A 23,710-nucleotide genomic window follows, 5' to 3' on the forward strand; every position below is an offset into this window, starting at 1 on the left:
ACCTGATCCTCAAAGCCTGCCTGGGTGCGGCCGTGGTGGTGATCCTTGCCGCCCTGGCCAAGACCCGCAACTACTACATAGCCGGCCTGGTGCCGTTGTTCCCGACCTTCGCCCTGATCGCCCACTACATCGTCGGCAAGGGGCGTTCACTGGAGGACCTGAAGACCACCATCCTGTTCAGTGCGTGGTCGATCATCCCCTACTTCGTTTACCTGGCGACGCTGTACCTGCTGGTCGAGCGCCTGCGCCTGGAAACTTCGCTGGCCCTGGCGACCCTGGCCTGGCTGGTGGCGGCGACGGTGCTGGTGAGTGTCTGGGTCAGGTTGCATTGACCTGTTCAGGGCAGCAGCAGTCTCAATACACCGCCACATGGGTATCGGCCAGGCGCTGCGTGTCTAGATACGGCAACACCGCACCCAGCAACGGCCCTTTGAACTGCTCCTGAAAGCGATGGGCCAGGCCTGGAATCAGGCGTAGCTGGCTGCCCTTGATGTGCGCGGCCAGATGTACGCCATGCATCACCGGCAGCAGCGGGTCGGCGGTGCCATGCACCACCAGGGTCGGCAGGCGCAGGTTGTTGAGCAGCTCAACCCGGCTCTGTTCGGCGAGGATCGCCATGATCTGGCGCTTGACCCCTTCGGGGTTGAAGGCGCGGTCGTAGGCTATCGCTGCCTGCTCAAGCAACGCCTGGCGATCATCCTTGACCTCGGGGCTGCCTAAGGCGGCCAGCAAGTCGGCCTGCTGTTCAAGCGCCACCTCGCGATTCGGCGCACCGCGCCTGGCCAGCAACTGCACCAGCGCCGGGCTTGGTGCCGGCAGGCCCTGGGCACCGGAACTGGACATGATCAGGGTCAGGCTCTCGACCCGCTGCGGTGCCAGCGCCGCCAGATGCTGGGCGATCATGCCGCCCATGCTCACGCCCAGGACATGAAAGCGCTCGACCTGCAGGGCATCCATCAACCCCAGGCTGTCTTCGGCCATGTCGCTCAGGGTGTAAGGCGCGGCCACCGGCAAACCCAGCTTGTAGCGCAGTACTTCGAAGGTCAGGTTGGCGTCGTCTGGCGCCTGGTTCCAGCTGGACAGGCCGACATCGCGGTTATCGTAGCGGATCACCCGAAAGCCCTGCTGACACAGGGCCACCACCACTTCATCGGGCCAGTGGATCAGTTGCCCGCCCAGGCCCATGACCAGCAGCAAGACCGGGTCCGAATCACGCCCGATGCTCTGGTAAGCCAGGCTGACCTGCGCCAGCTCGACCCGTTCAGTGGGCACGTTGACGTCGCAACGCGACGCTGCAAAAGAAGGAATGGCGCACATCAGCGCCAGAAAAAAAACCAAAGCCCGCATGAGCGAAACACCAGAATGCAAATCCCCAGTAGAGCGCGAGTCTGATGAAATTCGTTCAAGCGCGCTGCCACAGTTGCGTGACAGTTTGATGAATGTCGCCCGACGGTTATCCGCAGTACCTATGTACCGCATCTAGCGGCAACGCCTCGCGCCCAATGTGAACGCCATTTCCGGCCATAACTTCACGCTTGGGATACCGCCATGAGCGATTTGCCAGAAGTCCCCGCCCCTCACTCTCCTGTGGATTTCATTTCAGTCATAAACCACGACACTGCGTTGCTGGCAGATGCCAGCAAACGCTGGAAAGACCATCGCGATACTTTCACCGCCTTGCTTGCACAAGCACCCGGCGTTTACCAGACACTACAGGACGTAGTACGCGAACAGCTGGGTGTCGATCCGCTCAGTACTGCTCTGCGATTCAAGATTTCTGACACGCACCACAGCGATGTCAGCCTGGTCGCCCTTGCGGCCCACACGCGCCAATATCCTCAGCCCCCGGCAGACCTCGACCAGCGCGCCCAACTGACAGGCCTGGGCGCCGATCATCCGCTTATGCGCCTGACACCCACGCAGTTGCTCGCCACATTTGCCCAACTGGATATTCCCGCAGCAGTCAGACGGCAGTGGGATGACTTCTGGCATGCGCGGGCCTCGGATACCGCCATCAGCCGCCGCAGTCATGCCCTGAACCAGTACCTGGAGGTTTTCAGGGCCAGTTGGGATGTGGCGCTGGCAACGGGAAACTTCAATGCTCAACAGCAGCGCTCGGTCAGCGGCGTGCTCAATAACCCTGAATGGCTCCGCCAGGAAGGCAAACCCATCGATATCAGGACACTCTCGATCGACGGCCAAGTCATGCCGGGGGCGCTGCTGTTCAACATCGAAGACGAACCGCAACTGATGCTCTATCGCCCCGGCAGCACGCCCAACTTCAGTGCCTACACCTCCCAGTCGAATCTGGAAAAGGCCATGGGCTCCTCGGCCTCAAGCTTCAGCTAGGAAAGCCAAGACAGCCTCTCGGCCGGCTTCGCCTCGCTGTTCAACAGCCTTCTCAATAAGCGTCTGGACGCACTGGACAACAAGCCCGGCGCAGATATCCAGCAATTTGGCGAACTCGCCCTGTCGCTCATCCATTGGGTCGATACCCAGCAGCGTGATTCAATAGCATTGAGCGTGGCGCCGGCCATTGAAATGCTAGACAGCGACGCCCCCCAGCCGCGTTCGCTCTATGATTTCGGCAGCCTGAGCCTCGACATTCCCTACCCCATCCGCCTGCAACAGATCATCACCCAGCAGACACTGATGGCCAGCCTGGCCGAAACCAATCTGCAATCGCTCAAGGATCATCAGCAAGCCCTGGAGGATGCTTGCCAACAAGCAGAACAGGCCATCGAGCAACAGCTACAAGCCAACACCTGGGCCACCGAGCCCCCCTGCTGCCAATGCAGATTTGCTCAAGGCGCATTATCAGGGCTTACGTGCCCATGCCCGCTTCCAGAACCTGCTGGGACAGATCGACGACGAGGAAATGAGATGGCTGGAAAGTCTTATCGATCACCCCGAAAGCTTCCCGCGCCAGGGTTCCAGCATCGTCGCGGCACATCCGGTGCTCACCTCGACGTCGATGGACGAGGGCACCGAAACCTCTACCAGCACCACCCTGCACGGCTGCCTGGTGGTAACCCTGCAGAGCGATGACGCGGCGCACAGCCTGCTGCTGTACTGGCCAGGCGAGGCCGGCGGATTGCTGCGCTGCGCCAACCATGACGAGCTTGCACGCTGCTTCGCGGTCAGTGCCGAGGAAAATCAGTCCTTGAGCCTGAGCCCGGTGACCGGCGATGTCCTGGCCCAGGTGCTGGCCCATCACTTTGCCCAAGCTGCCCAAGCCACGATTGCACTCGCTGGCGACCCATCGTCCGCGGCGGTGAGCGAAACGCTGGCGCAGCGCCTGAGCGTGCCTTGGCATGCCGCCCGCGAGTATGCGTTCACCTTAATCCAGGAACAGGAGACCAGTGCCGCTCTGAGCAACATTTCCCTGGATTGGCTGGCAGGCCTGTCCGACGGTGACCGCCAAGAGCTGAAGTCCGGCACCCTTGGCTTCATTACCGCCATGTACCGCGCCCAGGCGCTTGTCGCTCGCGACCTGCCGCCCATCGACCTGTTCTGCCGCCAGCTCGTAAGCCAGCGCCTGAAGCTGGACTTTCCTGAATACGATGACAGCCCCATCACCCTCCACCTGCCACAGAGCGCCGCGTGGGTCCGGGTTGTGGTCGACAGCACAAGCCCGCAGGGCATTGCCACGAAGCTGACGCTCAAGCCCAGCAGCACTTGGGTAGACTTGACCCTGGAAAATCTTTTGCTGGAGAACGTCGACGAGGCGATGCGCGACCGCTTGAGCTTTCTTAAGCTCAAGTTGCAAACGCCGGACCAGACGCTGGCTCAACAGCTGACAGACGGCATCGACAAAACCTACCTGAGCGACCTGGCCAGTGACCTGGATCTGGCCCAGAAGTACGAGGATAAACTCTCCGAAGTATATCGTGGCACTCATGAAAGCCCCTTTGCCCGGGCCTATCGTCGCCAATGCCTGGGCGAACCTTTTCGTCAGATGCTCAAGCTGCACAGTGTTCAGGCCAGGGCCAAGGGCGAGCTGGACGACAAGGGCCAGACGATTTTCAACATCGCCATCGACGCCGATAGCGCAGCGGCCTACCTGGCCGACGGCCACGACATTCGCCTGATCCCCGCCCGGTTGACCGCAGGGGGCGAGGACACCGAAAGCTACGGCACCACACTGTCCGGGGTCACTTTCGTCACTGACCAGAATAGCGGCGTCACCGTGCTCTACCGCCCCGACCATCCAACCCGGCTGGTGCGCCAATACTCTAGCCTCGAAGAGGCCCGCGCCGGCTTATATGAACTGAGCAAACAAAGCGGCGAGATCGACTACCTTGCCGACCGCGCTCTGCTGGGCAATCCGGAGAATCACCGCTCGCGGATGCGCCAGGCCATCGAGCACCGTTTCGACGGCATCATCGGCCTGGGTTCGGCGTGGCCCTCGACCACATCCCTGGCCCAGCACCTGCTGGATGCCCAAGCCGGACGCAGGCTCGAAGCCCACAGAGCGACCTCGCGATCGAACCGTGACCTGTGGCTGGAAAACTTTGCCTACCAGAGCGGGATGGTTTTCAACTACATCAAGATGGCACTGGGTTTCATACCAGTGATAGGCAGCGTCGTCAGTGTCTACGACTTTTTCGACGCCTGTGCCAAGGGGCATTGCTGCAGGATGAAGTATACAAGGCGCTGGAGTCCCTCGAACAAGCCCTGCTGGCCTTCATCGATGCCGCCATTGACCTGCTGCCAGGCTTGAGTATCAAGGCCCTGACTGCGCGCCTGCTGACTCGCAAACGCCAGTTGCAACTGCTGCAAGCTGGCCCGACGGCTGGCATCGGCCCTGTAAGCGCCAGCACGGCCCGACGCCTGGCACGCTTTGAAGGTTATGAGTATCAGGCCCCCTTGTCATTGGCCGGAATCGAACCGGGTCGAATCGGCAAATACAAAGGCATCTACCAGCACGCCAAAGGCGACTTCATCCTGGTGGGCGACCGCCCCTGCCAGGTGCAATGGCTGGAGACGGAACACACCTGGCGTCTGCGTGGCACACAGCTCAAGGCCTGGCGGAAAAATATCGCGCTGAATGAAAACGGCCAGTGGGACACCCATTTCGCGCTGTATGGCGTGCACCTGCGCGGCGGCGGTGCAGGCGGCGGGCAGGTGCTGGGACACTTGGTGGACGCACTGGCACCGTACTGGCCGGCGGCGATTCGCGAGCGGCTGCCGACATCATGGACAGACCTGCGTCAGCGCCAATACCAAAGGCTTTTAAACAAGTTAAGGTCAGACGGAGAAGCCTTTCAACTGCAAACACGCAGAGTCAATGACAAACACCGCCAAGGGCTCGCTGTCACAGAACAAGAGCTCGAAAAGGACATCAAGGACGCAATTGCGCTGTACACAACCTACGAAGACTTCCTGGCACTGGCAACACGCTCCAATGCCCAGGCAACAAAAGATCAAATGAGCGTCACAGCGAAAATGCTGACCAGCCGTTACCACCTCAGATTGAACAACGCCATCACACGCATCGAGTCTATTAATACCGAAATAGCGAACATCGGCCTGGAGGTCAACAGACTGGTCCAGAGAATCCCGCAAACCCTGGCGCCGGACGGAACCGCAGGAGAGGCTTTTTACACCCTTGCCCGTCAACTGGCGCAGAAGAGAAATCAGGCACTTCCCCTTCGCCGCAACATTCTTGAAGCGCTTGAACTGATGGCACGCCATCTCGACAACATGAGGATCTGGAAACTCAAAATCACCCGGGGCATTGACCGACGGGACTATATCAGCGACATCGACCAAGTGACCGATACCCTCACACCCGTGGTGCTCAACGGCCTGCGAATCGACCAGCTCAAAGAGTTGATCAGTAAACCGCTAAGCGGTTTCGACCTAGGCTGGGCCAATCTTCAGATAAAATTGTCAGCACCGCGCAATCGCCTTGACCGGATGCTCTATGCCCTGAGCCAGCTTGCTTCGGTCAGCCTTAGCAGAGCGCAACGCAGTGCAATACTCAAACAAGGGGTCGATGAACTTCAAGCCTTCAAGAACAATCTGCGCTACTGGAGCATCAGCGATGATGAGTACTTCGACGCCGCTGTTGTAAAGGTACTAGAGAGTCGCCTCGACGACAGCATCAATTACTACAGCCGCTACTTGAATACACCCACCGAAAATCTTCCAACCGTGCCGAAAAACCAGCCCACAAGCGCTCGGGTGTTTCAGACCACTGACGACCTTTACCTTATTGGTACTCCCACACAACAGCGCAACACCTACACGCTCACGGGTATCAATGGCCGTGACGAAATCTACATTCAAGGCGCCGACGGTAAGTTCATCCTGCAAAACCCCGACACGTCCGCAGGTTCAGCCAGTCAACCGTCGCTTTCACAAAGCCGTTCCGAGGCACGCAAGTTTCTCGACGGATCCTCTGCGTTTCGCAACAAAGTAGATGGTTATGCCACTCAAAATCTGGAACCCGCCAGCCTTGAGGACTTGATGCTCAAACGGGCCGACGACCTGAATGCTGCCGCCAACACAATCGAACGCCTAAGCCCCACCGACGACTTGATCAACGAACTGCGCGAAGCCGCAAGACAGCTGGTGAACGATGGACGTCAACTGCGCGTCCAGCAAATTCTGCAAACCAAACAGCCTAACGGCGGCCACCTTGAGTACTTAGAGAATCAACGGGGTGTGGTGGAGATCGAAAAGGTTGGCGGCCTTGTGGAACTAAGAAAACGCCCCGATGGACGTCCGGACTTTCTGCAGGAGTACGTCATCTATGATCGCACGCAACAACCGCGACGTACCCTCTGGTATGCGCACTTCCATTACAACAAGCAGAAGCCGCGCTTTGCCGAGTTCGACAAAGCCCATTTGAAAATACCGGCCCAGCGCAAACTGGGCACAGAATGGCAAAGCAGCCAGATCGAAGAAGTGCAAATCTGGCGAGGTGACCTGGGCCGGCCATTGGCCGAACGTGTCTTCGCCAACCTCTTCTGAAACCACACCGGGCATCCTTGAACAGGATGCCCGGCTCGCGCTCTACGCCAGTTCGCTGCGCAATTGCCGCGCGGCAGCGACCATGTTGATAAGCGCCGCTTCAGTCTCCGGCCAGGCACGGGTCTTCAGGCCGCAGTCCGGGTTGACCCACAGGCGTTCAGCCGGGATGCGCTTGACCGCCTTGCTCATCAATTTGACCATCTCGGCCGTGTCCGGCACCCGCGGTGAGTGGATGTCGTAGACGCCCGGGCCGATGTCGTTGGGGTAGTCGAAAGCTTCGAAGGCCTCCAGCAACTCCATGTCCGAACGTGAAGTCTCGATGGTGATGACGTCGGCGTCCATGGCCGCGATCGCTTCGATCACATCGTTGAACTCGCTGTAGCACATGTGGGTGTGGATCTGGGTTTCATCGCGCACGCCGCTTGAGCACAGGCGGAAGGCTTCCACCGCCCAACCCAGGTATTGCTGCCATTGCGCCCGGCGCAGCGGCAGACCTTCACGGAACGCGGCTTCGTCGATCTGCACGATCTTGATGCCGGCGGCTTCCAGGTCCTGCACTTCGTCACGAATGGCCAGCGCCAGTTGCTCGGCCTGGACCTTGCGCGACACGTCTTCGCGCGGGAACGACCACATCAGCATGGTCACCGGGCCCGTCAGCATGCCCTTCATGACCTTGCTGGTCAGGCGCTGGGCGTATTCGATCCAGGCCACGGTCATGGCCTGCGGACGGCTGAGGTCGCCGTAGATGATCGCAGGCTTTACGCAACGCGAGCCGTAGCTCTGCACCCAGCCAAAGCGGGTGAAGGCATAGCCGTCCAGTTGCTCGGCAAAGTACTCGACCATGTCATTGCGCTCGGCTTCACCGTGCACCAGCACGTCCAGGCCCAGGCGCTCCTGGACCTGCACGGCATGGCGAATCTCGCTGTGCATGGCATCGGTGTAATCGTTGGCCGAGAGCTTGCCCTGCTTAAAGGCCTGACGCGCCAGGCGGATCGCCGAGGTCTGCGGGAAAGAACCGATGGTGGTGGTCGGGAATGCCGGCAGTTGCAGGCGCTGACGCTGGGCTTCGATACGCTGGGCGAAGGCCGACTGACGCCGGCTGTCGGCAGCGGTGACGGCGGCCAGGCGCGCCTGGACCTGCGGCTTGTGAATGCGTGGCGACTCGGCACGGCTTTTCTGTACCGCGCGGCTGTGACTCAGGGCGTTTTGTACTGCTGGCAGGTGCGGGGTATCCAGGGCCTTGGCCAGCACGGCGATCTCTTCACACTTTTGCACGGCGAAGGCCAGCCAGCTTTTCAGCTCGGCATCGAGCTTGTCTTCACGGGACAGGTCCACGGGACTGTGCAGCAACGAGCAGGAACCGGCGACCCAGAGGTTGGCACCGAAGCGCTGCTGGGCCTGTTGCAGCTGCTCCAGGGCCTTGTCCAGGTCGCAGCGCCAGACGTTGCGGCCGTTGACCACACCCAGCGACAGTACCTTGTAGGTTGGCAGGCGATCGAGCACGGCCGGCAGTTGTTCCGGGGCGCGCACCAGGTCGATGTGCAGGCCATCCACCGGCAGGCCGACGGCCAGGCCGAGGTTGTCTTCCAGGCCACTGAAGTAGGTGGCGACCAGTTTCTTCAAGGGCGAATACTGGAGGATGTGGTAGGCACGTTCGAAGGCGTTCTTCCATTCCTGCGGCAGGTCCAGGCCAAGGATCGGCTCGTCGATCTGCACCCACTCCACCCCCTGGCGCGACAGGCGGCTGAGGATTTCACCGTACACCGGCAGCAGGCGCTCAAGCAGGTCGAGCTTGTCGAACTCGCCGCCCTTGGCCTTGCCCAGCCACAGGTAGGTCAGCGGGCCGATCAGCACCGGTTTCACCGCGTGGCCGAGGGCCTGGGCTTCGGCGACTTCTTCGAACAGTTGCTCCCAACTGAGCAGAAAGCGCTGGTCAGCACTGAATTCCGGGACCAGGTAGTGGTAGTTGGTATCGAACCACTTGGTCAGCTCTTGCGCATATTGCGTCTGGCCGTGGCTGGCACCGCAGCAGGTGCTGGCGCCACGGGCCATGGCGAACAGGGTATCGAGGGTCGGCAGGCCGTTATCACCGGTAACCTGGGCGAAGCGCTCGGGAATTGCACCGAAGGTCAGCGAGTGAGTCAGCACCTGGTCGTACCAGGCAAAGTCGCCAACCGGCAGCAGCTCGATCCCGGCGTCTTTCTGCACCTGCCAGTGACGGGCACGCAGTTCGCGGCCAACGGCTTCAAGGCCGGCCTGATCGAGATCGCCTTTCCAGTAGGCTTCTTGTGCTTTTTTCAGTTCGCGGTCAGCGCCGATGCGCGGGAAACCAAGGTTGTGGGCCAGTGCCATGAGAAAACGTCCTCCCTGTAAAAGATGACGCTATTGTCGACAGTCAGACCAACATGAGACAAACTCAATAAATTCGTGTTCATCTCAAAGTTTACTCATGGAGCCCCTCGGTGCTGGAAATTCGCCATCTGAAAACCCTGCACGCCTTGCGCGAAGCCGACAGCCTGGTCGAGGCCGCTGAACGCCTGCACCTGACCCAGTCGGCACTGTCCCATCAGTTCAAGGAACTCGAGGAGCGCCTGGGCATGCCGCTGTTCATGCGCAAGACCAAGCCGCTGCGTTTTACCAGCGCCGGCCTGCGCCTGCTGCAGCTGGCCGATGCCACCCTGCCATTGTTGCGCGGCGCCGAGCGTGACATCGCCCGCCTGGCCGGCGGCACTGCCGGGCGCCTGCACATGGCCATCGAATGCCATAGTTGCTTCCAGTGGCTGATGCCGACCATCGACCAGTTCCGCGATGCCTGGCCGGAGGTCGAACTGGACCTGGCCTCGGGCTTTGCCTTCGCCCCGCTGCCGGCGCTGGCCCGCGGCGACCTCGACCTGGTGGTGACCTCCGACCCGCTGGAGCTCAGCGGCATCACCTACGTGCCGCTGTTTACCTACGAAGCCATGCTCGCCGTGGCCAACCAGCACCCGTTGGCGCACAAGCCGTACATGGTGCCAGAAGACCTGGCCACGGAAACCCTGATCACCTACCCGGTAGAGCGTGACCGCCTGGACATCTTCACCCGCTTCCTGGAGCCGGCCGACGTCGAGCCCGCGCAGGTGCGCACGGCCGAACTGACGGTGATGATGATGCAACTGGTGGCCAGCGGCCGCGGGGTCTGCGGCATGCCGCACTGGGCCTTGCACGAGTACAGTTCGCGCGGCTATGTGAAGGCCAAGCGACTGGGCGAGAAAGGCCTGTTCGCCACGCTCTACGCGGCGGTGCGCAGCGACATGCTCGATGCGCCGTACATGCGCGATTTTCTGCTGACCGCCAAGGACACCTCGTTCTCGACCCTCGATGGCGTCAGCGCGGTACGCTGAGCCTTACACGGCCCGGCGTTGCTCCTGCACCAGGCGCAACGCCAGGCCGGCCAGGACGAAATCCATCACGTAGCGCTGCAGCATCAGCCACAGCGGGTAGCGCACAAACCAACCGGCGATGCCGGCGGCGAACAATGCGATCAGCAGGTTGACCGAAAAGCTCACGGCGATCTGGGTCAGGCCCAGGGCCAGGCTCTGGAGCAGCACCGAGCCGTTTTCCGGCGAGACGAACTGCGGCAGCACCGAGAGGTAGAACACCGCCACCTTGGGGTTGAGCACGCTGGTCAGAAAACCCATCAACACCAGTTTGCGCGGCGAGTCCGGCGCCAGCTCGCGAGGCTCGAACGGCGAACGGGCACCCGGCTTGACCGCCTGCCAGGCCAGCCACAGCAGGTAGCCGGCACCGGCCCACTTGAGCAGGTCGTAGGCCAGCGGCACGGCCATGAACAAAGCAGTCAGGCCAATGGCTGCGGCCGTCATGTGCACCAGAAAGCCGCCGACCACCCCCAGCAGCGACGTCACCCCGGCCATGCGGCCCTGGCAGATCGAACGGGAAATCAGGTAGATCATGTTCGGCCCGGGGGTGAGCACCATCAGCAGCGCGGCGCCGATAAACAGCAGCCATTCATGGGTGGGGATCATCGGCATTCCTTTGCAAGTGAGATCAGGCAGGTGCTGTAGTTAACTGCCGGTACAGCGGCAGAATCAAGTCCCGGGTCAACGGCGCCAGCTCAAGGGTCAGTTGTTTGCGCGCCGAGACCCAGACCACCTCTTCGATTTCCGCGGCGGGCTCGACCGGCATGGCGGTGTGCACCTTGAAAATCTCGGCCTGGACGACAAAACCCGGCTCGTTGGCGGCCGGGGCACTGAATTGCCCCAGGTACTCGGCGTCCTGCGCCTCGATCGCCAGGCCCAGCTCCTCGAACAGCTCGCGGGCCAGAGCGCTGACCGGCTGCTCGTCGGCCTCGATCTTGCCGCCAGGCTGCATGAACGCCTGGGTACCGCGCTTGCGCACCAGCAGGGTACGGCCTTGCGGGTCAAGCAGGAGGGCGGCGGCGATGCGGATGGTTTTGCTCATGGGACGCTCGTGAACAGGAAAGCGCGCAAGGATCACATGTTGGCAGGTGCCTTTCAATCCTGGGCCGGTCTGACGAACGCCCCTTGCAAGCCCGCGCCATTGGCCGCATAAACAGGCCATGAACCTACCCGCCTGCAAGCACCCGGAACTGGACGCCTTCCACCGCGCGGTCCGCACCTGGTTCGAGCGCCAGTTCCCGACGGTCACCGCCGCCCAGGCCCGGGCCTGGCCGTTGATCGGCAGCGGGCAATCGTTGTTGGTGGCAGCGCCTACCGGCTCGGGCAAAACCCTCACTGCCTTCCTGGCCATCCTCGACGAGCTGTTCGTGCAGGGCCTGGCCGCCGGCCAGTTGCCGGACCAGACCCAAGTGGTCTACGTCTCGCCACTCAAGGCGCTGTCCAACGATATCCAGATCAACCTGCAGGCGCCGCTGGCCGGGATCAACGCGGTACTGGCCGAGCAAGGCCTGGCGCCGCTGGAAATCCGCACGGCGGTGCGCAGCGGCGATACCCCGCAAAAAGAACGCACAGCCATGCGCCGCCAGGCGCCGCATATTCTGGTGACCACCCCCGAATCGCTGTATGTGTTGCTCGGCTCGGCCTCCGGGCGCCAGGGCCTGGCCAGCGTGCACACGGTGATTGTCGACGAAATCCACGCCCTGGCCGGCAACAAGCGCGGCAGCCATCTGGCCCTGAGCCTGGAACGCCTTGAAGCGCTGTGCGGGCGGTCACTGCGGCGCATCGGCCTGTCGGCCACGCAACGCCCGGTCGAGCGCGTGGCGCAGTTTCTGGTGGGCCAGGGGCGCGAGTGCGCGATTGTCGATATCGGCCATGCCCGCCCCCGCGACCTGGGCCTGGAAGTGCCGCCGGTGCCGCTTGGCGCGGTGATGGCCACGGATGTCTGGGGCCTGGTCTACGATCGCCTGGCGGCCTTGGCCCGCGAGCACCGCACCACCCTGGTGTTCGTCAACACCCGGCGCCTGGCTGAGCGCCTGACCCGCCATTTGAGTGAACGCCTGGGCCGCGACGCCGTGGCCGCGCACCACGGCAGCATGGCCAAGGAGTACCGCCTGGACGCCGAGCAACGGCTCAAGCGTGGTGAGCTGCAGGTCCTGGTAGCCACCGCCTCGCTGGAGCTGGGCATCGATATCGGTGAGGTCGAGCTGGTCTGCCAGATCGGCTCGCCCGGCTCGATTGCCGCGTTTTTGCAAAGAGTCGGGCGCTCCGGGCACCAGGTCGAAGGCACGCCCAAGGGCCGGCTGTTCCCGCTGTCGCGCGATGACCTGATCGAATGCGCAGCGTTGCTCGATTGCGTACGGCGCGGCGAGCTCGATCGCCTGCAGGTGCCGCAGGCACCGCTGGACGTATTGGCGCAACAGATCGTCGCCGAAGTCAGCAGCCAGGAATGGCATGAACAGGCGTTGTTCGACTGCCTGCGCCGGGCCATGCCCTACGCCGAGCTGGATCAAGGCCACTACCAGGCGCTGCTGCGCATGCTCGGCGAAGGCTTCAATGGTCGCCAGGGTATCCGCAGCGCCTATCTGCACCGCGATGCGGTCAACGGTACCCTGCGCGGGCGCCGTGGCGCGCAACTGACGGCGCTGACCAGCGGCGGCACCATCCCCGATAACGCCGACTACAGCGTGGTGCTCGAACCGCAGAGCCTGAACATCGGCACGGTCAACGAAGACTTCGCGGTGGAAAGCATCGCTGGTGATATCTTCCAGCTGGGCAACGCCTCTTACCGCATCCTGCGCGTGGAAAGCGGCCGGGTGCGGGTCGAGGACGCCAAGGGCCTGCCGCCGAGCATCCCGTTCTGGCTCGGTGAAGCGCCGGGGCGTAGTGACGAGTTGTCGGCAGGCGTGGCACGCTTGCAAGGCGAGATCGACCAGCGCCTGGGCGCTGCCGACGGCCAGTTGCAACCGCTGCTCGACTGGCTGACGACCGAGCTGAGCCTGGGCCTGGACAGCGCCGAGCAGTTGCTTGAATACCTGGCCCATACTCGCCAGGTGCTCGGCGCCCTGCCCTCGCAGCAGACCCTGGTGATGGAGCGTTTTTTCGACGAGTCCGGCGGCACCCAGCTGATCATCCATTCACCGTTCGGCAGCCGCATCAACCGCGCCTGGGGCCTGGCCCTGCGCAAGCGCTTCTGCCGTACCTTCAACTTCGAGCTGCAGGCGGCGGCCAGCGAAGATGCGATTGTCCTGTCGCTGTCGGCCAGCCACAGCTTTGCCCTCGAAGAAGTCTGGCGTTACCTGCACAGCAACAGCGCCGAGGCGGTGCTGATCCAGGCCCTGCTCGATGCGCCGCTGTTCGGCGTGCGCTGGCGCTGGAATGCCGGCACCGCGCTGGCCCTGCCGCGCTTTGTCGGCGGGCGCAAGGTGGCGCCGCAAATCCAGCGGATGAAAAGCGAAGACCTGATAGCCGCAGTGTTCCCCGACCAGATCGCCTGCCTGGAAAACCTCGCCGGCGAGCGGCAGATTCCCGATCACCCACTGGTCGAGCAGACCCTCGACGACTGCCTGCACGAAGCCATGGACAGCGAAGGCTGGCTGGCGCTGCTGCGGCGTATCGAACACGGCCAGATCACGCTGATTGCCCGTGACCTGCCCGCGCCTTCGCCGCTGGCCTCGGCCATTCTCAACGCCCGGCCCTATACCTTCCTGGATGATGCGCCGCTAGAAGAACGACGCACCCAGGCCGTACTCAATCGCCGCTGGAACGAGGCGCAAAGCAGCGATGACCTCGGCGCGCTCGACCCGCAGGCCATCGCCGCCGTACAAAGCGAGGCATGGCCGACGCCCACCCGCAGCGATGAAATGCATGAGGCTCTGATGAGCCTGGCCTGCATCAGCCAGGCCGAAGCCGAGGCCAATGACGGCTGGCAAGAGTGGCTGGCGGCGCTGGGCAATGAAGGCCGCGCCTGCCGCCTGCAACTGAGCGGTGGCCAAGCATTGTGGCTGGCCCGCGAACGCCTGATGCTGCTGCGCGCCCTGTACCCAAACGCACCCCTGACACCCGACGTCAGCGCCCTGCCCGGCTTTGATCAGGCCATGGACGCCGAAGCCGCATTGGTCGAGCTGCTGCGCGCACGCCTGAGCGGCTTCGGACCGCTGACGACCGAGCAGATTGCCGCGCCGCTGCAACTGCCGGTCAGCGCCATCGAGCAGGCCCTGGCCCGCCTGGAAGGCGAAGGCTACGTGATGCGCGGGTACTACTTTCAACCAAATCAGCAACCGAACCAGCAACCGGGCCAGCAACCGGGCCAGCAGGCGCTGCAATGGTGCGAACGGCACCTGCTGGCGCGGATTCATCGCTACACCATCAAGCGCCTGCGCCGGGAAATCGAACCGGTCAGCCTGCAGGACTTCACCCGTTTTCTGTTCGACTGGCAGCACCTGGCACCCGGCTCGCGCCTGCAAGGCCAGGCCGCGCTGAGCGCCGTGCTCGATCAGTTCGAAGGTTACCCGGCAGCGGCGGCGGCCTGGGAAAGCGACCTGCTGCCCACCCGGCTCAAGGACTACAGCCCGCGCTGGCTCGACGAAGCCTGCCGCGCCGGCAAATATGCCTGGGCGCGCCTGGCCCCGAGCGCCGCGGCGAGCACCCTGCGCAGCACGCCGCTGGTGCTGTTGCCACGCCCCCGCCTGGGCTTGTGGCGGGCCCTGAGCCCGGCGCTGGACAGCAGCGAACTGGGCCTGCGTGCCCAACGCGTACACACGGTGTTGAGCGAACACGGCGCATTGTTCTTCGATGAGCTGGTGCACGATGCCCACCTGCTGCCCAGCGAACTGGAAAACGCCTTGCAAGAGCTGGTGGCCGCCGGTTTGATCAGCGCCGACAGCTTTGCCGGCCTGCGTGCACTGATTACCCCGGCGAGCAAACGCCAGGGCCGTAGCCATCGCCGCGGTCGCGGGCCATTGTTCGCCGGTATGGAAGACGCCGGGCGCTGGGCGCTGTTGCGCAAACCCACTGCCAAGCGTGACGAGGACCTTGAACACATCGCCCGCACCTTGCTGCGCCGCTATGGCGTGATGTGCTGGCGCTTGCTGGATCGCGAGGCCGACTGGCTGCCCAGCTGGCGCGAGCTGCTGCGCTGCTACCACCGCCTGGAAGCCCGCGGCGAAATCCGTGGCGGGCGCTTTATCAGCGGCCTGGCCGGCGAGCAGTTCGCCCTGCCTGAGGCCGTGGCACTGCTGCGCGAAGTGCGCCGGCGCCCGCTCGATGGCAGTTTGGTGGCGATCAGCGCCAGCGACCCGCTGAACCTGGTCGGCACCCTGCTGCCGGGCAGCAAGGTGCCTGCAGTCAGCGGCAATCGCCTGCTTTATCGCGATGGTGTGCCGGTGGCGATGCTGATTGCCGGCAAGCTCCAGTTCAATGCAGAAGATGAACTGGCGGCGCATGGCGAATGGCGCGAGCGCCTGATCCGCGATGCTGCTCTGGTCACTTGACCTGCGGCGCGGCGAACCCGGCAAAGCGCTTGTTGAAACCGGCCACCCGACCTTCGACCGTGGTCTTGCGTTGCTGGCCGGTATAGATCGGATGCGAAGCGCTGGAAACATCCAGGGCCACGTAGGGGTAGGTTTTGCCGTCGCTATGGGTGTAGCTGCGGTCAGTGTCGACGGTCGAGCCGATCAGGAAGTACACATCGGCGGCAGTGTCGTGGAACAGCACGGGGCGATAGTCGGGGTGAATGCCGGGTTTCATGGCCAAGCCTCTTGGGAAAATGAACGAACAAGAGCTGATACTATATAACATATCAATTTCTCGCAAATACAAATGATTTTCGATTCCAAGATGAAGCTTGCAGCCCTTGCGCGCTGCGGGCTGGCGCTGGAAACCCCAACCGGGCTAAGGTCGGGGTTTGTCCAGGCCCTGAGCCTGACCGTGCCATCGCAAGGAAACCGTATGAGCCTGTCACTTCTCAGCCGCTACGCCTTCTTCGCTGCCTGTGTGTTGTTCACCCTGGTCAGCCTGCCCTTCCTCCACCACGAATGGCTGTGGCCGTTCACCCTGGTGACCGCCGTGCTCAGCCTGATCGGCCTTGGCGACCTGCTGCAAAGCCGTCACGCGGTGCGCCGCAACTACCCGATTCTGGGCAATATCCGCTACCTGGTCGAAGGCATTCGCCCGGAAATCCGCCAGTACTTGCTTGAAGCCGACAGCGATGCCCTGCCGTTTTCCCGGGCGCAGCGCTCGCTGGTGTATGCGCGGGCCAAGAACGAAGCTTCGGACAAGCCTTTCGGCACCCTGATCGACGTGTACCAGTCCGGTTTTGAGTTCATCGGCCACTCCATGCGCCCGGCGCCGCTCAGCGACCCGTCGAGCTTTCGGGTAATCGTCGGCGGCCCGCAGTGCACGCAGCCGTACTCGGCGTCGGTGTTCAATATCTCGGCGATGAGCTTCGGCTCACTCAGCGCCAACGCCATCCGTGCCCTGAACCAGGGCGCCAAGCTGGGCAACTTCGCCCACGACACCGGTGAAGGCAGCATCAGCCCCTACCACCGCGAACACGGTGGCGACCTGACCTGGGAACTGGGCAGCGGCTACTTTGGCTGCCGCACCTCGGACGGGCGCTTTGACCCCGAGCGCTTTGCCGAGCAGGCGCGCAACCCGCAAGTGCGGATGATCGAAATCAAGATGAGCCAGGGCGCCAAACCCGGCCACGGCGGCATCCTGCCCAAGCACAAGGTCACCCGCGAAATCGCCGAAACCCGCGGGGTAATGATGGGTGAAGACTGCATCTCGCCGTCACGCCACAGCGCGTTCTCTACCCCGATCGAGATGATGCAGTTCATCGCCCAATTGCGTGAACTGTCAGGTGGCAAACCGGTGGGCTTCAAGTTCTGCCTCGGCCACCCCTGGGAGTTCATGGGCATCGCCAAGGCCATGCTGGAAACCGGCATCCTGCCTGACTTCATCGTCGTCGACGGCAAGGAAGGCGGCACCGGCGCGGCGCCAGTGGAGTTTACCGACCATATCGGCGTGCCACTGCGCGAAGGCCTGCTGTTCGTCCACAACACCCTGGTGGGCCTGAACCTGCGCGACAAGATCAAGCTCGGCGCCAGCGGCAAGATCGTCAGCGCCTTCGACATCGCCAGCGTCCTGGCCATCGGCGCCGACTGGGCCAACTCGGCGCGCGGCTTCATGTTCGCCATCGGCTGCATCCAGTCGCAAAGCTGCCACACCAACAAGTGCCCGACTGGCGTTGCCACCCAGGACCCGCTGCGCCAGCGCGCCCTGGTGGTGCCCGACAAGGCCCAGCGGGTGCACAACTTTCACCACAACACCCTCAAGGCCCTGGCTGAAATGCTCGCCGCCGCCGGCCTCGATCACCCCTCACAACTGCAAGCCAAGCACCTGGTGCGGCGCATCTCGGCCACCGAGATCAAGCTGTTCTCGCAGATGCATGTGTTCCTCAAGCCGGGTGAATTGCTCAACGGCGAGGTCAACGGCGAGTTCTATTCGCGGATGTGGCAGATGGCGCGGGCGGACAGCTTCGAGCCGCAGGAGGTGGCAGCGGCCTGAGGATCAGCACTGCGTTCCTCGTTGAATAACGACACAATCAGCGAGACGTTCATGGCTCCGACCTGCGAAACACCACCCATTTTGCCAGCAAGAAGCCGCAGGTCAGGCTGATCAGAGAAAAGCTCGCGACGGTGATCATCCCGTGCAACCGCCAATGATCGCCCAGCCAGCCCACGGCCAGGCTGACGGCGCCCAGGCACAGCATGAACAGCAAGTAGCGGCCGATCGAGGGCGGCCCGGCAAAGGTGTAGAGGGCGTTTACATAAAAGGAAAGAGTCGCGGCAACACAGAATGCCAGCAAATTACTCAGGGCCTGACTGAGATCGAATGCTACCCGCAGGACGAAAAAAAGCTGCCAATGGACCAGGGCGTTGGCGATGCCGATTACGCTGTAGGTGGAAAATCCTTTCCATATGTTGGCCATTGCCTGTCACGCCTCGCTGACCGTTGCGCCTGGGCTCAGCAGGCCACGCCATTGGCGGTTCGTCTACTGATACTAATGACAGGAACGGACGATTTACGACCAACGGTCTGTTGCTCAAGGGACAATCGAGACATCCGGTAATACGCAACTTTTGCAATTCGCTGCTAATACCGCCACCCTGCCCCCCGCCCGACGTGCGGCGCGTGTGTTTGCCGGCGTCTGCCTGTCACTATTAAACCCACTGTTCAAGAGCCCGCTGCCATGCTTAACGGACGCGACCCGCGCATCGATTTCTTTCGAGGCCTGGCGTTGATCTTCATTTTCTGGGATCACGTCCCCCACAACCCTTTAGGCCAGATCACCCTGCGTAACATCGGTTTCAGCGATGCCGCCGAGGTTTTCGTCTTCCTTGCCGGCTACGCTGCAGTGCTGGCCTACGGCAAGGTGCTGCAGCGCGACGGTTATCTGATCGCCTGCGTGAAAATCCTGCGCCGCACCTGGGTGCTGTATGTGGTGCATATCTTCCTGCTGGCGATGCTGATGGGCATCGTGTTCTTTGCCAACAGCCATGTAGAAACTCGCGACCTGGTCGAGGAAATGGGTCTTACCCACTTCGTCACCAACCCTCAGCAAGCCCTGACCGACGAGCTGCTGTTGCGCTTCAAACCCAACCTGATGGACCCGCTGCCGCTGTACATCGTGCTACTGGCCGGCCTGGCGCTGGGGCTGGGGCTGCTGATGCGCAACACCCTGGCGGTGGTCGGTGTATCGATGGCGGTGTACCTGGCGGCCCCCGGCATGGGCTGGAACCTGGCGAATTTTTCCGATGGCGTGTGGTACTTCAACCCGGTCACCTGGCAGTTCCTGTTCGTGCTGGGCGGCGCCGCGGCGTTGTACGGGCAGCAGGCGCGGCCAGCACAAACCCGACCGTTGCGCCGCCAGCCACTGTTCCTGGCAGCTGCCGCCTATTCGCTGACAGCCGGCATCATTACCCTGTCCTGGCGCTGGCCAGAGATTCACGATGCGTGGATGCCGGCCAGCCTCAACAACCTGCTGTACCCAATCAGCAAGACCGACCTGTCGCCGGTGCGCTTGCTGCACTTCCTGGCCCTGGCCTACGTCACCGCCAAGCTGCTGCCCGGCAGCGGCTGGACGCAGAACTGGCTGGCGCAGCAAACCGGGCGCATGGGCCGCTATTCGCTTGAAGTATTCTGCCTGGGGGTGCTGCTGGCGCCGCTGGCGGACATGATTAATGCCATGGCTGGCGATGCCTTTGCCATGCAGGTATTCACCGCCCTGGTGGGCGTCGCGATCATGGCCCTGCTCGGCGCCTGGCTGGACTTCAACAAGCGCCTGACCCAGCCGATGCGGGCGGTTGCTACCTGATTCGCGCAGGTAAAAAAAGGTTCTTCACGGAATCCCGGGGGCTATGATTCTTGGGTTGGGTTGCGGGCTTATCCATTCGGTGTGGCGCGGCTGCCGGCCCCTTCCGCCCTTACGGCGGGTCCCTTTTGTTCTTGGTGTATGGACCGGAGACATCGCTGACACATGTACGGAGACATGGTTGACACATTATCGCTTGCCATCCGGGTTGTTGAAATCGATGGTTCTCAGCTTGCGGTGGCAGAAGTAGACGTCGAAGTGATCAGGTCCCTTCTCGCTCGGGCGCAAAGCCAAAATGTGGCCCACCAGCGCTTTTGCTATCCGGAATGAGCGCTTCTTGAAGCGGAACTGACTGTCGTAGGGTTTGACTAGGATATCTTCGGGTCCGTATTCAAAGGTTGGTACCCGGCTTGGAAACGGCCGTGTGCTCATCTGGTAGCGCTCCCTCGGTACTTGGTAGTCCAACTGCTGGTGGGGTCGCTTGTAGTTGTAGACGCCACGCCACAGGTCGAACGCCTCCTGCGCCTCCCGCAAATCACGGAAGGTGCGGTCCCTGAGCACTTCTGCCTTGAGCGTTCGGTGGAAGCGCTCGTCTTTACCGTTGGTCTGTGGGTGCCCTGGCCGGCTGAAGGTCAAGCGTATGCCCAGACGCACTATCCAGATCCCTAGCGGCGTCAGCTCTCCAGGGTTTCGTGGTGCCCCCCAGGGCGCGCCATTGTCTGCGTTGATCTGCAGGGGAAGGCCATACCGCCTGAACAGATCGGTCAGGTGCTCCTGGACCAATTCGGTTCGCTGATGCGCACAGGCTTGAATCGCCAAGTTGAAGCGCGAGTGATCATCGATCAACGTCAACGGGTAGCACGGCCCCTGACCTGTCTGGAAGAAGCCTTTGAAGTCGATCTGCCAGAGATCATTAGGAGCCTCGCGTTCATAGCGTTTCCACGGCGTAGCTGCAGCACTGGCTTCGGAGGTGATCAGCCCGTGGCGATGCAGAACATTGGTGACGGTACTGGCGCAAATGCGCTGACCCAGTAGATGCCTGATCTTGCGGCCACCCCAGGCAGGGTGCTCCTTGCGGATGGCGATCACTTCTTTCTCAAGCCCACGATCCGTCAGCCTAGGGCTGCTGGCAGGTTTTCTGGATCGTTCCAAAAGGCCTGCCGCACCCTCCTGCCGGTAGCGGTTAAGCCACTTGTAACCTGTCTGGGGACTGATACCGAAGCGTCGGCACAACTCCCTGACATTGGCGTCTGGGTGATTGGCCAGATGAACGAACTCTTCTCTCAAGCTCATGGCGTCTCTCGCGCTCCAAGGCATGGTCGAATTCCCGGCAGGTTTGCTTGCCGAAAAGTGTCAACCATGTCCCCGTACACCTGTCCACACCATGTGTCCGGTCCATACATTCTTGGCAAAAGGAACCAAAACCGCTCGCTCCAGCATACGGCCCTACGCTGCGCTCCGGGTTCCTTCGCTACGGTGCCTTCCAGGGGCATCGCGGCCTACGACTTGCTGCGCCAAGTCTACGTCTCGCGACTTCGGCTCAGGCCGAAGGGTGCTACGCACCAGCCCCCTCCAGACACCTACGCTCAGCCTCCTGAAGTCGCGAAGTTACGGGCGGTGCCTGCACTGGCGTATCTGCGAAATCAGATTCTGGCGCGGTCATACTGAAGCCAAAGCTAGGAACGACTTGCTTGGTTTTGGTTTTGGTTTTGGTTTTGGTCTTGATCTTCATGCACGTACTTCCAGGCGCCGCGAAAAGCGACTTCAGGAGGCCGAGCGTAGGTGCCTGTAGGGGGCTGGTGCGCAGCACCTTCGGCGGCAGCCGAAGACGCGAGACGTAGACTTGGCGCAGCAAGTCGTAGGCCGCGATGCCCCGGAAGGTGCCGTAGCGAGGGGACCCGAAGCGCAGCGTAGGGCCGTATGCAGGAGCAAGCGGTTTTGCCTACTTCTTCCCAAGAGAAAAGTAGGCCGCCGTAAAGGCGGAAGGGGCCAGCAGCAGCCCCACACTGAATGGATAAACTCGCAGCCTTAACATCCCAACCCGGGATTCCGTGAAGAGCCCAAAAAAAGCCCGTATCCATGGATACGGGCTTTTTTACTTACGCGAGGATCAGGACGCCGAACTTGCCGCGCGCTGTTCCACGCTGTTTGGCGACAGCTTGAACACGTAGTACAGCACGGTCAGCATCACCAGGAACGCCGGGCCGATGTACAGGGCTACGCGGGTTTCCTCGAAGTAGGCCATCAGGCCGACCACCAGGATCAGGAACGCCAGCGCCAGGTAGGAGCTCAGCGGCCACAGCCACATGCGGTACTTCAGGGCAGCGCGCTCGGCGTTGCTCAGGCCGGCGCGGAACTTCAGCTGGGCCAGGAGGATCATCACCCAGGTCCAGATCGCGCCGAAGGTGGCAATGGCGGTTACCCAGACGAAGACTTTCTCCGGCACCAGATAGTTGGCCAGCACGCCCAGCAGCAAGGCTGCGATCGACAGCAGCAAGGCATTGCGCGGTACGCCGTTGCTCGAGGTGCGGGCAAAGGTGGCCGGCGCCTGGCCGTTCTGCGCCAGGCTGTAGAGCATGCGCCCGGTGCTGAAGATGCCGCCGTTGCACGACGACAGCGCGGCAGTAATCACCACGAAGTTGATGATACCGGCAGCAGTCTTGATGCCCAGCCGCTCGAAGGTCATCACGAACGGACTGCCCTGGCTGCCGATTTCGTTCCACGGGTAGATCGACAGAATCACGAACAGGGCGCCGACGTAGAACAGCAGGATGCGCCAGAACACCGAGCCGATGGCCTGGGGAATGGTCTTTTGCGGGTTGCGCGCTTCACCGGCGGTCAGGCCGATCATCTCGACGCCCAGGTAGGCGAACATCACCATCTGCAGCGACATCAGCACGCCGGTCACGCCATTGGGCATGAAGCCGCCGTTGCTCCAGAGGTTGGAGATGCCCATGGCCACGCCATCGTTGCCGAAACCGAAGGCGATGATGCCGACGCCGCCCAGGACCATGGCGATGATGGTGACGATCTTGATCAGGGCGAACCAGAACTCGAACTCACCGAAGGCCTTGACCGCGATCAGGTTGATCGCGCCCATGCTGCCCAGAGCCGCCAGGGCCCAGATCCAGCGCGGCACTTCCGGGAACCAGATGCCCATATAGATGGCCACCGCGGTGATTTCCGCCACGCAGGTCACCAGCCACAGGAACCAGTAGTTCCAGCCGGTGAGAAAACCCGCCAGCGGGCCGAGGTAGTCTTGGGCGTAGCGGCTGAACGAGCCGGCTACCGGGTTGTGCACGGCCATCTCGCCAAGGGCGCGCATGATCACCAGGATCGCCAGACCGCCAATGATGTACGACAGCATGATGGCCGGACCGGCCATTTCGATGGCCTTGGCCGAACCGAGGAACAGGCCGACACCGATACAGGCGCCCAGCGCCATCAGGCGAATGTGGCGTTCGCCGAGTTCTCGCTTGAGTGGGCCGCCCTGGGCGGTCTCACCATGAGAAGGGTGGTTGCCGACTGGCATAGAAATACAACCTCATTTTGTTATTGGATATGACCATTCGTGCAGGCCTGGCACCGCCGATAGGCTGGATGCGCTGCCTCGCCGGGCACCACCTTGTGAGCGGACCCGTCTGCCGGGTGTGCAAAACCGGCAGAGCGAAAGGGGCGAGCAGTATAGAAAGGCCCCTGCAGGGCATTTCACTGTATAAAGCGCGATATTTGGCGAGAACTCTCGGCAAAAACCGCTTCTACGGAGGGGCATTCCCCGTGCTAGAGCCTCTGCAGGAAACAGGGCGGCTAACATAGCACCAAAACGGGGCAATTCAAGCTCCACCAAAGGCGCATTTCTGACACGTTTTTAGGAAATGCCCGGCAACTGACTACAAATTTTTCACCAAACCCGGCCACCGTCTAAGCTTCAGGCAAGCAA

16 protein-coding genes are annotated in these 23,710 nt (G+C 62.2%); 8 read left to right on the forward strand and 8 right to left on the reverse strand.

The annotated features are described in order from the left end of the window. Nucleotides 1-5: 5 nt before the first annotated feature. Nucleotides 6-332 (forward strand): GlpM family protein, encoded by a 327-nt coding sequence (locus LOY54_RS21420; protein ID WP_176794324.1) that lies wholly within the window; start codon nucleotides 6-8, stop codon nucleotides 330-332. A 22-nt stretch (nucleotides 333-354) separates the two neighbouring features. On the opposite strand, the gene LOY54_RS21425 is transcribed toward LOY54_RS21420, so the two are convergent. After that, nucleotides 355-1,347, reverse strand: coding sequence for an alpha/beta fold hydrolase (locus LOY54_RS21425; protein ID WP_258607843.1), 993 nt, complete (start codon nucleotides 1,345-1,347; stop codon nucleotides 355-357). Between the two features lie 201 nt (nucleotides 1,348-1,548). On the opposite strand from LOY54_RS21425, the gene LOY54_RS21430 reads away from it, so the two are divergent. From LOY54_RS21430 to LOY54_RS21440, 3 genes are all read left to right on the forward strand, one after another. Next, nucleotides 1,549-2,349 (forward strand): dermonecrotic toxin domain-containing protein, encoded by an 801-nt coding sequence (locus tag LOY54_RS21430; RefSeq protein ID WP_258607844.1) that lies wholly within the window; start codon nucleotides 1,549-1,551, stop codon nucleotides 2,347-2,349. Between the two features lie 364 nt (nucleotides 2,350-2,713). Next, on the forward strand, nucleotides 2,714-4,723 hold the full coding sequence (locus tag LOY54_RS21435; RefSeq protein ID WP_258607845.1) for a dermonecrotic toxin domain-containing protein: 2,010 nt from the start codon (nucleotides 2,714-2,716) through the stop codon (nucleotides 4,721-4,723). Further along, nucleotides 4,630-6,981 (forward strand): hypothetical protein, encoded by a 2,352-nt coding sequence (locus LOY54_RS21440; RefSeq protein WP_258607846.1) that lies wholly within the window; start codon nucleotides 4,630-4,632, stop codon nucleotides 6,979-6,981. The genes LOY54_RS21435 and LOY54_RS21440 overlap by 94 nt, the downstream gene beginning before the upstream one ends. A 42-nt stretch (nucleotides 6,982-7,023) precedes the next feature. On the opposite strand, the gene metE is transcribed toward LOY54_RS21440, so the two are convergent. Further along, nucleotides 7,024-9,333, reverse strand: coding sequence for a 5-methyltetrahydropteroyltriglutamate--homocysteine S-methyltransferase (gene metE / locus LOY54_RS21445; protein ID WP_213603433.1), 2,310 nt, complete (start codon nucleotides 9,331-9,333; stop codon nucleotides 7,024-7,026). Between the two features lie 110 nt (nucleotides 9,334-9,443). Here metE and metR point away from each other — a divergent pair, with 110 nt between their 5' ends. Then, complete coding sequence (gene metR / locus LOY54_RS21450; RefSeq protein WP_045197692.1) at nucleotides 9,444-10,361, forward strand: transcriptional regulator MetR; 918 nt, start codon at nucleotides 9,444-9,446, stop codon at nucleotides 10,359-10,361. Nucleotides 10,362-10,364: 3 nt separating this feature from the next. Here the strand turns inward: metR and LOY54_RS21455 are convergent, their stop codons facing one another. Then, complete coding sequence (locus LOY54_RS21455; RefSeq protein WP_258607847.1) at nucleotides 10,365-11,003, reverse strand: LysE family translocator; 639 nt, start codon at nucleotides 11,001-11,003, stop codon at nucleotides 10,365-10,367. Nucleotides 11,004-11,025: 22 nt separating this feature from the next. Then, nucleotides 11,026-11,439, reverse strand: coding sequence for an NUDIX domain-containing protein (locus tag LOY54_RS21460; RefSeq protein WP_045197688.1), 414 nt, complete (start codon nucleotides 11,437-11,439; stop codon nucleotides 11,026-11,028). A 118-nt stretch (nucleotides 11,440-11,557) separates the two neighbouring features. On the opposite strand from LOY54_RS21460, the gene LOY54_RS21465 reads away from it, so the two are divergent. Then, a complete protein-coding gene (locus LOY54_RS21465; RefSeq protein WP_258607848.1) occupies nucleotides 11,558-15,886 on the forward strand; it encodes a DEAD/DEAH box helicase in 4,329 nt (1,442 codons plus the stop codon). Here the strand turns inward: LOY54_RS21465 and LOY54_RS21470 are convergent. Beyond that, nucleotides 15,879-16,142 (reverse strand): type B 50S ribosomal protein L31, encoded by a 264-nt coding sequence (locus LOY54_RS21470; RefSeq protein WP_258607849.1) that lies wholly within the window; start codon nucleotides 16,140-16,142, stop codon nucleotides 15,879-15,881. The two genes, LOY54_RS21465 and LOY54_RS21470, sit on opposite strands and share 8 nt — an antisense overlap. Nucleotides 16,143-16,343: 201 nt before the next feature. Between LOY54_RS21470 and LOY54_RS21475 the strand changes: the two genes are divergently transcribed. Beyond that, nucleotides 16,344-17,963, forward strand: a complete 1,620-nt coding sequence (locus LOY54_RS21475) for an FMN-binding glutamate synthase family protein (protein ID WP_093380093.1) — start codon at nucleotides 16,344-16,346, stop codon at nucleotides 17,961-17,963. Between the two features lie 49 nt (nucleotides 17,964-18,012). On the opposite strand, the gene LOY54_RS21480 is transcribed toward LOY54_RS21475, so the two are convergent. Next, the gene (locus LOY54_RS21480) at nucleotides 18,013-18,387 is read right to left on the reverse strand and encodes a GtrA family protein (protein WP_258607850.1); all 375 of its coding nucleotides are present in this window, start codon (nucleotides 18,385-18,387) and stop codon (nucleotides 18,013-18,015) included. Between the two features lie 261 nt (nucleotides 18,388-18,648). On the opposite strand from LOY54_RS21480, the gene LOY54_RS21485 reads away from it, so the two are divergent. Beyond that, nucleotides 18,649-19,773, forward strand: coding sequence for an OpgC family protein (locus LOY54_RS21485; protein WP_213603425.1), 1,125 nt, complete (start codon nucleotides 18,649-18,651; stop codon nucleotides 19,771-19,773). A 186-nt stretch (nucleotides 19,774-19,959) separates the two neighbouring features. Here the strand turns inward: LOY54_RS21485 and LOY54_RS21490 are convergent, their stop codons facing one another. Together LOY54_RS21490 and LOY54_RS21495 are read right to left on the reverse strand one after the other, a co-directional pair. Next, nucleotides 19,960-21,087, reverse strand: a complete 1,128-nt coding sequence (locus tag LOY54_RS21490) for an IS481 family transposase (RefSeq protein WP_258607852.1) — start codon at nucleotides 21,085-21,087, stop codon at nucleotides 19,960-19,962. Nucleotides 21,088-21,880: 793 nt separating this feature from the next. Next, entirely contained in the window at nucleotides 21,881-23,302 is a 1,422-nt protein-coding gene (locus tag LOY54_RS21495; protein WP_045197680.1) for an amino acid permease, read from the reverse strand. Between the last annotated feature and the right edge of the window lie 408 nt (nucleotides 23,303-23,710).

Source organism: Pseudomonas sp. B21-032, assembly GCF_024748965.1.
Classification (GTDB): domain Bacteria; phylum Pseudomonadota; class Gammaproteobacteria; order Pseudomonadales; family Pseudomonadaceae; genus Aquipseudomonas.